The organism is Halorubrum zhoui, assembly GCF_051194155.1.
Taxonomy (GTDB): domain Archaea; phylum Halobacteriota; class Halobacteria; order Halobacteriales; family Haloferacaceae; genus Halorubrum.
Map to the genome: position 1 here is coordinate 121,542 of NZ_JBLZNJ010000005.1, position 12,545 is coordinate 134,086.

The 12,545-nt window shown below is 69.9% G+C and carries 10 protein-coding genes; 7 read left to right on the plus strand and 3 right to left on the minus strand.

Going from position 1 to position 12,545, the window contains the following annotated elements; all coding sequences use genetic code 11:
* The 3 genes from ftsZ (at position 1) to ACNTAO_RS09365 (ending at position 5,819) form a co-directional block, all read left to right on the plus strand.
* On the plus strand, positions 1-1,185 hold the full coding sequence (gene ftsZ, locus ACNTAO_RS09355) for a cell division protein FtsZ (protein ID WP_435161731.1): 1,185 nt from the start codon (positions 1-3) through the stop codon (positions 1,183-1,185).
* Between the two features lie 183 nt (positions 1,186-1,368).
* A complete protein-coding gene (locus ACNTAO_RS09360) occupies positions 1,369-3,792 on the plus strand; it encodes a type II/IV secretion system ATPase subunit (protein WP_435161809.1) in 2,424 nt (807 codons plus the stop codon).
* Positions 3,789-5,819 carry a type II secretion system F family protein gene (locus ACNTAO_RS09365; RefSeq protein ID WP_435161733.1) on the plus strand — a complete coding sequence of 677 codons (2,031 nt, stop codon included), beginning with the start codon at positions 3,789-3,791 and terminating at the stop codon, positions 5,817-5,819. The genes ACNTAO_RS09360 and ACNTAO_RS09365 overlap by 4 nt, the downstream gene beginning before the upstream one ends.
* A gap of 37 nt (positions 5,820-5,856) precedes the next feature.
* Here the strand turns inward: ACNTAO_RS09365 and ACNTAO_RS09370 are convergent, their stop codons facing one another.
* Positions 5,857-6,309, minus strand: coding sequence for a pyridoxamine 5'-phosphate oxidase family protein (locus ACNTAO_RS09370; RefSeq protein ID WP_435161734.1), 453 nt, complete (start codon positions 6,307-6,309; stop codon positions 5,857-5,859).
* A gap of 83 nt (positions 6,310-6,392) precedes the next feature.
* Between ACNTAO_RS09370 and ACNTAO_RS09375 the strand changes: the two genes are divergently transcribed.
* The 4 genes from ACNTAO_RS09375 to ACNTAO_RS09390 all read left to right on the plus strand — a co-directional run bounded on the left by ACNTAO_RS09375 (position 6,393) and on the right by ACNTAO_RS09390 (position 11,089).
* Positions 6,393-6,887 carry a thioredoxin family protein gene (locus tag ACNTAO_RS09375; protein WP_435161735.1) on the plus strand — a complete coding sequence of 165 codons (495 nt, stop codon included), beginning with the start codon at positions 6,393-6,395 and terminating at the stop codon, positions 6,885-6,887.
* An 84-nt stretch (positions 6,888-6,971) separates the two neighbouring features.
* Positions 6,972-8,420 carry an ATPase domain-containing protein gene (locus tag ACNTAO_RS09380; protein WP_435161736.1) on the plus strand — a complete coding sequence of 483 codons (1,449 nt, stop codon included), beginning with the start codon at positions 6,972-6,974 and terminating at the stop codon, positions 8,418-8,420.
* On the plus strand, positions 8,413-10,260 hold the full coding sequence (locus ACNTAO_RS09385) for a PAS domain-containing protein (protein ID WP_435161737.1): 1,848 nt from the start codon (positions 8,413-8,415) through the stop codon (positions 10,258-10,260). Before ACNTAO_RS09380 ends, ACNTAO_RS09385 begins: the two co-directional genes overlap by 8 nt.
* Positions 10,261-10,348: 88 nt before the next feature.
* Positions 10,349-11,089 (plus strand): hypothetical protein, encoded by a 741-nt coding sequence (locus ACNTAO_RS09390; RefSeq protein WP_435161738.1) that lies wholly within the window; start codon positions 10,349-10,351, stop codon positions 11,087-11,089.
* 67 nt (positions 11,090-11,156) lie between these two features.
* On the opposite strand, the gene ACNTAO_RS09395 is transcribed toward ACNTAO_RS09390, so the two are convergent.
* Together ACNTAO_RS09395 and ACNTAO_RS09400 are read right to left on the minus strand one after the other, a co-directional pair.
* The gene (locus ACNTAO_RS09395) at positions 11,157-11,330 is read right to left on the minus strand and encodes a hypothetical protein (RefSeq protein WP_435161739.1); all 174 of its coding nucleotides are present in this window, start codon (positions 11,328-11,330) and stop codon (positions 11,157-11,159) included.
* Positions 11,327-12,499 carry a hypothetical protein gene (locus ACNTAO_RS09400; RefSeq protein ID WP_435161741.1) on the minus strand — a complete coding sequence of 391 codons (1,173 nt, stop codon included), beginning with the start codon at positions 12,497-12,499 and terminating at the stop codon, positions 11,327-11,329. Before ACNTAO_RS09400 ends, ACNTAO_RS09395 begins: the two co-directional genes overlap by 4 nt.
* Between the last annotated feature and the right edge of the window lie 46 nt (positions 12,500-12,545).

The window sequence follows — 12,545 nt, forward strand, 5'->3', positions numbered from 1 at the left end:
ATGCAAGATCTCGTCCAAGACGCCCTCGAAAACGCGGAGGCCGAAAAGCGCGAGCTCGACACCGACGCGGACGACGACGAGTTCGGGGACCCTCGAATCGTCATCGTCGGCGCCGGCGGCGCCGGGAACAACACCGTCAACCGCCTGTACAACATCGGCGTCGACGGCGCGGACACGGTCGCGATCAACACGGACAAACAACACCTCAAGATGGTGGAAGCCGACACCAAGATCCTCGTGGGTAAGTCGCTCACACAGGGACTCGGTGCCGGTGGCGACCCGAAGATGGGCGAGCGGGCGACCGAGATGGCCCAAGGTACGGTCAAGGAGGTCCTTGGCGACGCCGACCTCGTCTTCGTCACCGCGGGGATGGGCGGCGGCACCGGTACTGGCGCGGCACCCGTCGTCTCGAAGATCGCCAAAGAACAGGGCGCCATCGTCGTCGGAATGGTCTCGACCCCGTTCAACGTCGAGCGCGCCCGCACGGTGAAAGCCGAAGAGGGCCTGGAGTCGCTGCGGAACGAGGCCGACTCGATCATCGTGCTCGACAACAACCGCCTGCTCGATTACGTGCCGAACCTCCCGATCGGGAAGGCGTTCTCGGTGATGGACCAGATCATCGCCGAGACGGTGAAGGGGATCTCCGAGACGATCACCCAGCCCAGTCTGATCAACCTCGACTACGCCGACATGTCGACGATCATGAACCAGGGCGGCGTGGCGGTCATGCTCGTCGGCGAGACCCAGGACAAAAACAAGACCCAGGAGGTGGTCAACGACGCGATGAACCACCCGCTCCTCGACGTCGACTACCGTGGTGCCTCCGGCGGTCTCGTCCACATCACCGGCGGCCCGGACCTGACGCTGAAAGAGGCCGAAGGGATCGCGAACAACATCACGGACCGGCTCGAAGCCAGCGCCAACGTGATCTGGGGCGCCAGAATTCAGGACGAGTACAAGGGGAAAGTCCGCGTGATGGCGATCATGACGGGCGTCCAGAGCGCACAGGTGCTCGGCCCGTCGACCCAGAAGCAGGCGGACCGGTCGCGAGCGAGCATCAACGGCGACCCCGGCGACGTGGGCTCTCGTGCGGCCGAGGCGAACGGGAGCACCGACCGCGCCGCCTGGGAAGACGGCGGCACCGATCCCGTCGAGACCAACAACGGACTCGACGTCATTCGCTGAGACGGCCCGCGAATCACACCGTCGCCGACCGCATTTTCGCCGACCGTCCACTCCCGTGAGTCACGACTCTCGCGGACGACCGTTACCGGATGAGCCGACGGTTTCGTTCTCTGTTCTGGTTTCAGAACCATGAAACGAAGTTTATGCTGCCCGCGGGAGCCATCACGGGTGGACGAGGTCGACGTGACTCCCGGACCAACCCTACGGATCGGCGGCGGCAGCGACGACGAGGAGGCGACCGTTCCGGCACCCGTCCCGCCGGCCGACCCGGACGCCTGGTACGCGCCCGACGTTCGCGCACAGTACGAGTCGGCACCCGGCGTCGTGGCGACGATTCGGTCGCTCGAGACCGGCGGCTTCACCTACGACGTCCGAGAGCCGCACCTCTCGCCGGCGGACGAGCGTGCCCTCGATGCGGTCCGTGCACACTTCGCGTCGACGCGCGGCCGCCGTCCCCTCACCCGTGCCGGTGCGATCGAGCTCGCCGTCACCGGCTTCGAGCCAAAGTACGCCCGGGTGCTCGACCGGCTCCTCGCGGTGAGCGACGCGGCGCGACGACGACTCGATTACCACGCGCTCCGCGCGCTCCGGCTGTTCGGTGACCTCACGCCGATCGCGTTAGACGACCGGATCGCGGTCGCCGACGTCGGTGACGACGAGGAACTCATCGTGCACACCGACGCGTTCGCCCCGCTCGAGACCGGCGTCGGCGCGGACGCGCCCTTCATCGAACGAGTCGCCGGCGAGCGCCTGGCCCGATACACCGTCGCGTTCGCGGGCTTCAGCGTCGACGTCGTCGTGTACCGGGAGCGGCTGCTCGGCTCCGACGCGTTCGAGACCAAGTACGCCGCACTCGAGCCCGACCTGCTCCCGGGCGACGAGTCGCTGATACGCGAGTGTAAACGACGCATCTGGGAGACGCCCGTCGACCACGTGATCGACGACCACGGCCGATTCGTGGCCGACCACGCTCGGCGGTACCTCTCGCGACGGCTCACGGAACGTCATCCCCGGGGGCTGCTCGACCGCGCGGCGAGTCGGCTCCGCCGTCTGGTGCCGGGCCGACGCCCGCGACCGCCGACGCGTGGTCCACCCGCCCCCGCCGACCGGATCGACGACCTCGTGTACTACGTCGTGCGCGACTTCGTCGGCGAGGGGGTCCTCACCGTTCCGATTCGCGATCCCCATCTTGAAGACATCGAGGCAAACCGGGTGGGCGAGCGCGTGAAGGTCGTCCCGCGCCCGGCGCTCTTAGACGCCGACGAGGGGCAGTCGCCGCGTGCTACCGGCGTCGACCCGCTCGGCGGTGCCGGTCGGGTCCCGACCAACCTCCGGTTCGACGACGAGGCGTCGTTCGTCAACGTCGTCACCCGCCTGGCGGCTCGCGACGGGGTCGAACTCACCCCCGCGGTCCCCTCGGCGAAGGTGAACCTCGAGCTCGACGCCGTTCCAGAGACGGTCCGTTGTGCGGTCGCACTACCCGCCATCTCCGCAGACGGCCCGCACGTCTCGATCCGCAAGCAGGCGGCCGATCCGTTGACACCGGTCGATCTCGTCCGCCAGAACGCGCTGTCCACTTCGCTCGTCACCCTGCTGTGGATGCTGTACGAACACCACGGCGTGGTCCTCTTTGCGGGGCCGACCGGGGCCGGCAAGACGACGCTGATGAACGCGTGTATGCCGTTCATCCCCTTCGACGACCGGCCCATCTCCATCGACGAGGGGTCCCGTGAGGTTCGACTGCCCCACGAGACCGGCGTCGCGCTCACGACGCGCGACCACGAACACGAGTACAAGTCGGTGCACATGGCCGCGCTGATGACGGAGGCGAACTACCTCAACCCGGACGTCGAGGTCATCGCGGAAATAAACACCCCGGCTAGCTTCGAAACCTTCGCCGAGACGGTAAACGCAGGCCACGGGGTGGTCGGTACCACACACGCGACGGACGTCGACACGCTCGTCAACCGCGCCATCGAGCGAGGACTCCCGCCGTACCTCTTTTGTGAGGTCGACCTCGTCGTCTTCTTGCGACAGGTCGGTAGCGACCGATACGTCACGCAGGCCGTCGAGCCGCTCGCTCCGGCGGAGTACGAGGCGCTCGATCCGGCCGCCCGAACGAGCCGAACCGGAAATCCAAAACACGGCGGTGCCGGCGTCGTCGAGCGACCCGGCGTGACGGTCCACTACAACACGGTCGCGTGGCGGGATCCGGACGGCGCGGTCCAGACGACGGGGCTGCCGACCGACGAGTCGTCGGGCACCGACGCGGGGCGGGGGGTACGCGCGCTCGCTCGGCTGGCGGACCGAACCGACCGGGACGTCGCCGCAGTCGAGACCGAGTTTCACACCAAACACCGTTACGTGCGGTACCTCGTCCGCGACGGCGTCGACGACTTCACCGAGCTGTTCGAGTTCCTCGCGGATCTCAGGGCCGACGAGGCCGCGACGGTCGAGCGCGTCGCGCGCTCGCTTCGCAGCGACCGCGCCGCGGCGGGCGAGGATCCCGGTGCGGTGACCACGGCGCGCCCCGAGACGAGTCCACGACCGGACGCAGCCGATCGGCCCACCGAGTCCGGCGACGACACCCCGGGAGGGAGCCCGTGAACGAGACCGTCCCGACCGCCGCGGACGACGCGCCCGGTCACGGCGACCCGGCGGTGGACGCCGCCGGCTCCGCGGTCCACCAGACGCGCGCTGGCCTCACAGAGCCTATCGGGGCACCCGATCGATCGTCTCGGCCAGGACCGCTCGGTCGTCTCGACGAGGCGGCGTACGCGCTGTTCGCTCGGCACGCCGACGACCGTCGACACGACGGCGACCGAGTCCGGTATCGCGGGGCGCCCGCGTCCACCTCGTTCGGCACCTTCGTCGCGCGGCTGTACGCGCTCTCGTGGGTCGCGTGTCTGCTCGCTCTCCCGCCGGCGTTCGTCTTCGCCTCGACGGTAGCGCCGACGATCGCGGGTCGGGTCACCCGGACGTTCGCCCGCCACGCGGCGTTCGCGCCGCTCGTCCTCTCGCCGTCGTCGATCGTCGTCGCGTTGACCGTCGTCGCGGGCGCGACGACTAAACGCGCCACCGTTGCGCTCGGCAGGCACTACCTGCGCTGGCTCGTCGCCGCGCGGCGCACGCGCATCGAGCGGACGCTCCCGGGCGCGGTTCGGTACCTCGACGTCCTCGCCGCGGGCAGTGACGACGCGCGGACGATGATCGCACGAGTCGCCGGCAACGAGGCGTACGGCGGGACGGCGGTCTCGTTTCGAAAGGCGCTCAACGCGGCACGGCTCACGGGGAGCCTCGACGCGGGGCTCAGACGAGTCGCGCGCGACACGCCCTCGCGCGACCTGCTCGCGCCGTTTCTCCTGAAGTTTCGCCACCACCTCTCACAGGGCGACGACGCGCTGGCGAGGTTCCTCCGGACGGAGAGCCGTCTCCTCTCACACCGACAAGAGCACGCACAGACGCGGGCTCGGCGGTACCTGCAACCCGTCGCCGAGCTCTTCGTGTTCGTCTTGGTCGTGCCCGCGCTGCTCGTCGTCGCGGTGACCGTCGCCAGCGCGTTCGTCCCGGCGCTCTCGCGCCCGGTGGAGACGCCGGTCGGGACCGTCTCGCCGCGCGCGGTGGCGGTGTACCTCTCCGTCTGCGTCCTCCTCGCCGTCGGCATCGCAGGCGTCGCGGCGACGAGCGCGCTCAGACCGACCGGGTCACACCCGAGCTACCGCCGTCCCTCCGGGACCCGTGGGTCGGTGACGACCGCGCTCTCGAACCCCGCGAGCACGACGGTCGTGGCGGCCCCGGCTGCGACGCTCGTCGGTGGCTGGCTCGCGTACGCCGGGTATCCGCTGGTGACGGTTGCGCTGCTCTCGTACGTCGCGTTCGCACTGCCGGTCGGACTCGTCGCGGCGCGCCGCCGTCGGCTCGATGACGCGAAGGACCGCCGGCTCACCGACTTCGTCTACGCGGTCGCACGACAGACGTCGATCGGTCGGCCGTTCCCCGCGGCGGTGACCGCGGCGGCACGCGAGGTCGACCTCGGTGTGCTCTCTGCTGACGTCGCGTCGCTCGCGTTCGCGCTGTCGATGAGCACGACCGGTGACACCGGGGGAGTCGATGCGTCGGGTCCGCGGGTCCCAGCCGCCGGAGACGTTCGCACGTCTGCACTCGACCGGTTCGTCGACCGGATCGACACGCCGCTCGCCGACCGGACGGTCGGGCTCGTCGCCGGTGCGCTCCACGCGGGTGCGGCGATCGACGCCGTCTTCGAGACGCTACAGATCGAGGTCGACCGCCTCACCCACGAGACGCGCGCGCTCCGGGAAGCGATGCGACGGTACGTCGTCGGCGGCTGGGCGGCGGCGCTGTCGGTCGCGGGACTCGTCGCCCTAATCAACGTCGCGGTGATGGACGCCGGTCGGCTCGCGTCGATCGCGGCCGTACTCGGCGAGCCGTTCGACGCCGTCTCCGTGGTGCCGGCCTTGGAGCGGTTTCGGCTGTACGTCGTCGCGCAGGCGACCTTGCTCGCTTCGGGGTGGTTCGCCGGCGCCGCCGCGGGCGGGCGGTACGGGGCCCTGCTCCACTCGGGACTGTTGGTCGGTGCCTGCTACGTCGGGTTCGTCGGACTCGGCGTCGTGTGAGCCCGGCCAGCGGACGCTCCGGCTACCCGGACGGCGTTCAGGGTTCGAGCGAGCGCTCGATCCGCCCCGTGAGTTCGTCCGGGTCGAGCCGGTAGAACGCGAACGAGACGTCCGCGGTCGGCTCGCCGAAGATGTCGACGATCGGTATCCGGCCGGTTCGCTCGAGGCCGGCGATCGTGTCGTCGGCGACCGCCTCGTCGGTCGTCGAGACGAGTCGCCCGGTGGCGACGACGCTCCGCCACCGGTCGTCCGGATCCCCGTAGGTGACGAACGTGACGGGGCGGTCGTCGAGGGTGCCCTTCGCCCGCGTCGGACCCACGGCGAGCCGGAAGTAGAACACCGCCTCGACCGGGTCGTAGCCGTACGAGACCGGCACGCCGTGTGGGGGGTCGTCGTCGTCCGTCGCGAGGGCGATCACGCCGGTTCCCGCCCGTTCGAGGAACGCGTCGCGCTCGTCGTCGTCCATGTGAACCGCGTCGGGCTCGACCATGCCAGATTGTTCGCTCCCGCGACATATATGTGGTCGGCCACCCGACCGCAAAGTATATTGTTCGATACGGACAATATCGCGATATGAGCGACGTCGACGACACAGACGCGAGCGACGAGGCCGCCCGCGACGAGCGCGAACGGATCCGCGAACGAAAGCGCCGCCGACTCCGCGAGCGGCTCGAAGGCGGAGACGCACGGGACGGTACAGCCGGCAGCGACGCGAACGGCGGTGGAGACGCCGGTGTGACCGAGGCACCGACAGAACCGGTCGACGTATCCGGACCGGAGGCGCTACAGACGCTCGTCGACGACCACGACGTCGTGTTGGTCGACTGCTACGCCGACTGGTGTGGGCCCTGTCAGATGATGGAGCCGACCGTCGAGGCGCTGGCGAGCGAGACCGACGCGGTCGTCGCGAAGGTCGACGTCGACGCCAACCAGGGGCTCGCCCAACAGCTCGGCGCGCGTGGCGTCCCGACGTTCGTCCTCTACGCCGACGGCCAACCCGTCGACCGGTTCGTCGGTGCCCAGGACCGAACCACGCTCGAAGGCGCGATCACGAACGCGGCCGCCTGACGGGTGCCGTCCGCCGGCGCTCTGCACCCCCCTGCCGATTCTCCGACCGATCGGCTTATGTCGGCGGCCGCGCGAGAGCCGCCCATGACGACGGCGATGGAGCGCGACCGGTGTTCGACGGGCGTCCCCAACGCCGACCAAGTGTTCGACGGCGGACTTCTGGCCGAGTCTGCGACCCTCCTCAGGGGTGCTCCCGGGGCCGGCAAGACCATCTTCGGCCTCCACGTTCTCACGGCCGACCCAGCCGACACCGGGCTGTACATCAACCTCGGCGAGCCGACTGCCTACCTCCGTGAGACGGCCGCGCGGTTCGACCGGCCGACCGACGGCCTCGAGTTCCTCGACCTCTCGCCGTCTGGCGACGCGTTCCACGGCGACAGCGCGTACGACCTGTTTCACGCCGACGAGGTCGAGCGGTCGCCGATCACCGAATCGATCCGCGAGCGCGTCGACGACGTCGATCCGGACCGCGTCCTCGTCGACCCGATCACGGAGCTCCGGTACCTCGCCCCGGACGAGCGGCAGTTTCGGACGCAGGTGCTCGGACTCGTCGACTTCCTGAAGGCGCGCGGTGCCACGGTCGTCTTGACCTCACAGGCGGCGCATTCGGTCCCGGACGACGACCTCCAGTTTCTCGTCGACGCCGTGGTCACACTCGACGTCGACGAGCGCCGCCGGACGCTCTCGGTGCCGAAGTTTCGCGGGTCGGCGGCCCGTCGTGGCCCGCACACGGTGACGATCGACGACGCGGGGATGCACGTGTGGCCGCGACTCGACCCCGAGCGTCACCACCGTGACCGGTCGCTCGGCGAACTCGCCTCGGGCGTCGCGGGCCTCGACGGCCTCCTCGACGGCGGCATCACCACCGGTGCGCTCACGTTTCTCAGCGGCCCGACGGGCGTCGGTAAGACGACGACGGCACTGCAGTTCATGACACAGGCCGCACGCCGCGGCGAGGAGTCCGTGCTCTACAGCTTCGAGGAGAGCCCCCAAACGATGGTCGTACGCGCCGAGTCGATCGGGATCCCCCTCCGTCGGCTGCGTGCGGCTGGTACCGTGGCGATCGAGTCTGTCGGCCCCGACGAGATGACCGTCGACGAGTTCACCGCCCGACTCCAACAGCGGGTTGAGGAGGGCGCTACCCTCGTCACGATCGACGGCGTCGCGGGGTTCGAACGGGCGTTCGCCGCGGACGCCGAAGACCCGATCGACGCCCTCGTCGCCGTCGCACGCTACCTGCGAAACGTCGGCGTCACCGGGCTGTTCACCAACGAGGTACACCGGATCACCGGCGACTTCTACGCGACCGAACAGCGCGTGAGCCATCTCGCAGACGACATCGTCGTGTTCCGCCACGTCGAGTACCGCGGCGAGCTCCAGAAGGTCGTCGGGGTGCTCAAACGACGGACCAGCGCGGTCGACACCGGCCTTCGGCTCTTCGAGATCACGGGTGACGGCATCGTCGTCGGCGAACCTCGCTCCGAGCTCCGTGGCATCCTGACGGGAACACCGGATTGGCACGACGATGGCTGAGGACACGGACATGCCGCTCGGGGAGGGTACCTTCGACGTGCCGTCTACCGCGGAACCACCGCGCATCTACCCGCTCGTCGCCGACGACGGGAACCGGCGCGTGCTGTGCGAGTGGCTCGCGGACCACGACGCGTACGCGGTCGCGGACACCGACGAGCCGCTGACGGCTGCCGCCTTCGACCTCTGTATCGTCGACCAGGGCGGGCTGCGCCGATACGCCGACGCGATCGAGGCGGTCAAGTCGACGGCGGCACCCGCGCTGGTGCCGGTGTTGCTGCTCGTCTCTGAGGTGACGCCCGACCTCCTCGAGACCGACCGCGGCGAGCTCGCCGACAACGCCTTCGCGACGACGGTCGACGAGCTGATCTCGTTGCCGATCCGACAGGCGGAGCTCGCGTGGCGGATCCGGGCGCTGTTGCGGCTCCGCGACCAGTCGCTCGAGCTGCGCTCGCGGGCGAAGGCGCTCCGTCGGTTTCGGGAGGCGGTCGAGGCGTCGGGGCACGCGATCTGGATCGGCGACGCAGACGGCACGATCGAGTACGTCAACCCCGCGTTCGAGTCGACGACCGGGTACGCCGCCGACGCGGCGGTCGGCGAACACGCGTCGATGCTGCGGGCGTCGTCTGACGGCGGCCGCGACGAGCGTGTCTGGGAGACGGTCGAGGCGGGCGACACGTGGCGCGGTGAGGTGATCCACCGGCGGGCCGACGGCGAGCGGGCCGTCGTCGACCAGACGGTCGCGCCGATCGTCGACGACGACGCGGTCACCGCGACGGTCGCCGTCCTGGTCGACGTCACCGACGAGCGGGCGCTCGAGGACCGGCTCAAGCGACACCGCGACATCGTCCAGCGGCTCGACGACCCGATCATGTTACAAGACCGCTCCGGCGCGTTCGTCCTGTTCAACGAGGCGCTCGTCGACTTCGCCGGGCTCTCGGGATCGGCGCTCGTCGGCGCCGACGAACACGCGTTCATGGACGACGAGACCGCGACGCGGATCGAACGACAGAAGCGAGCGGTGCTCCGGACCGAGTCACCGGCTCACTACGCCATCTCTCCGACGTTCGAACACAGCGGCAAGGAGGCGTTCTTCAGCACGAGCCGCTACCCGTACTACGACGAGGACGACGAGCTCGCCGGCACCCTCGCTATCTGCCGAGACGTCACCGACCTCGAAGAGCGGACTCGACAGCTTCGGGTGATGGACAACGTGTTGCGCCACAACATCCGCAACGACATGAACGTGATTCGCGGTACCGCAGTCGACATCCGCGAGCAGACGACCGGCGAGTCGGCGGCGGCCGCGGCCACCATCGTCTCGCACGCCGACGACCTCCTCTCGACGAGCGAGAAGTCGCGGGCGATCACGGCCGTGCTCAGCGAGGATGCGACCCGTCGGCCGATAGACGTCGCCGAGACGGCGCGGCAGGTCGCCGCCGACCTCGACGACGACCACCCGGCGGCGACCGTCTCCGTCGACGCGCCAACCGAGACGCGCGCGCTCGTGACCGACGAGATCCAGACGGCGGTCACGGAGCTAACCGTGAACGCGATCACACACCACGATCGGGAGTCGCCACGCGTTGACGTCCGCGTCGCCGACCGTCCGGCCGAGGACGCCGTGACCGTCACCGTCGCCGACGACGGACCCGGAATGCCGGATCTCGACCGCGAGGTGCTCGTCTCTGGCCGCGCGATCGAGTCGCTCTCACACGGGAGCGGTCTCGGGCTCTGGTTAGTCTACTGGATCGTCCACCGGTCTGCGGGGTCGATCGCGGTCGCCGACCGCGACCCACGCGGCACGCGCGTCACCCTGTCGCTGCCGCGAGCCGACGACTGACCGGCACGTGGCCGCTCCTGCCCGCGAATCACGGCTCGCAGGCGGTCCAGATCGGACCCGTTAACCGGCCGTCTCCCCACCCATTCGCATGGACGACGACCTCCCGGCGCGAGACCGGGCTATCCGCGAACTGGGCCACTCGCAGTACGACGTGGCCGCCGACGCCTACGTCACCGCCGCCAGAGCTGGCCTCGCCGGTCACGGGCCGACCGGACACAGCGCGTACGAGTCGACTGAACGCTCCCGGGCGGGGAGCGCGCTCGCCGCCTTCGCCACCGCGGCGGTGTGTCGTCGGATCGCCGGCGCGGCGGGACGGGCTCGTGCACACGCCGCAGCGGGCATCGTCGTCGCCGGCGAACTCCGCGAGCACGTGCTTCAGACGCCAGTGGAGCGAGCAGCGTGTCACGAGTTCGTTGGCGACCTCCGTGCGACCATCGGTGACACGGAGCGCGCGGGCGAGGCGTACGACCGGGCAGCCGACGCGTACGACGACATCGATCTCGACTCGCCGGCCGCCGAGACCGGTCGTCCCTTCCTCCAGGCCGGCACGGAGCTCGTGGCGCACCTCTCGCGACCGGACGACCTCTCGTGGGACGACCTCCACGGCAGCGGCGACGACGCACTCGACCGCCGCGTTCGGCTCAAACGGTCCCGAACCGCGACCATCGTCGAGGCTCGGATCTCGGACGGAAAACTCCACGCGCCGCGCGGGTCGACCGAGTACAACACGGGACGCTTCCGCTGTCCGGACTGCGGGTCGGACGACGTCAACTACGTCGCCGACACGACGCTCTGTCTGCGGTGTTCGACGCCGACCGACGCGGTGTGACACAGAGCGCGACGCCTCCTCGCTGCCACGCGAGGTCAATCACAACCCAATACCCACGCGGCTCGCCTCACGAATCCTCGCGCAGCGCGCTCGTGAAGTAGTCGTCGCCACCGAGTCGGTCCGTGATCTCTTCGAGGTGGCCGCGGTCGCAGACGTCACATCGCTCCGCCGATGCCGGTGGCGACGGCCGCGCGAACACCGTTGCACAGCGGTCACAGGTGACGAATCTGAGCCCCGTCATCCGAGGTAGTCGAAGGCGACGGCGAGGTCGTTCGCGCCCCAGAAGACGAACCGGTACCGCCCCGGCTGTAGCGACGGACACACCCGCGCGCTCGACTGCGGATGGTCGGCGACGACGCCGGACTCGGTCAGTTCGATCGACCACTCGAATCCCGCTCCCGGGGGGAGCCGGACCAGCTCGTCGGTGTACTCGAACACGCCGTCGTCGTCGCCGCGCACGTCGACCCAGCCGTCTGCCGTTTGTACCTCGAACGCGTACTTGTGTCGATTCCCCACGCCGATGGGGCGCGCCGAGACGTTCGTCAGCTGGACCCGAACCGTCTCACCCCGCTCGAACCGCATCGCCGCACGCCCATCGTCGTCGGTCGGGCCCTCGCCACTCCCGTCGGGCCTGCGTACCCGGAGTGCCAGCCCGGCGTCGGTCGTCACCCCACCGCCCGCTCCCAAGTTCACCGGCGGCTCGTATCCGCCGCCGGCGCGCTCGAACGCGTCGTCCGGACAGGTCAACGCCTTCGGGACAGCTGGTGGGTCACCGCTCGGCTCGACGACGCCCTCGAGTGCGGCGGGGTCGCGGACCCCGTCAGCCTCGGTCAGGGTGGCCGTCGTGCCGAATCCATCGGTGATGGTAACGCGCGTCGTCGACGGCGCCGGCGCGACTGTCACCCGACAGAACGCCCCCACGTACGTGATCGCTTGTCCGCAGATCGCTCCTTCCTCGCCCGTCTCCACGGCGGTCGCGGTCGCCGTCAGCCGGTCCTCGGCGATCGAGACGTCCTCGACCGCGACCCGTCCGTAACAGGTGTTGGGCCCGACCGACTCCACGTAGAGGACCACTGCCGCGTCGAAGTCCGTCTCGTCGACGAAGGCGGTCGTCTCGGCGTCGGCGTCGCGAAGGAGCCACGCCGCGTCGTCGCGCGCTTCGATCAGCGTACAGAACCCCGGTCGCTCGTCTCGTCGCCAGGCGGGACCCGAGAGCGCCCGCCCGACCTGGTGGACGGTCACGTCGCTGACCGCAGCCGGCGGGTCGTCGGTGCCGGCGTCGGTCTCGTCGGCGTCGGTCTCGTCGGCGGTCGACCTGTCGCTGCCGTCGTCGACGCACCCGGCGAGCGCCGTGAGCCCGGCGAGCGTCCCGACGCCCGACAGCGCCGATCGTCTGGAGATCTGAACCATGCGCCGACGTACGTCGCCGTCGGGTAAGTGCCTCGGGGCGCGGCCG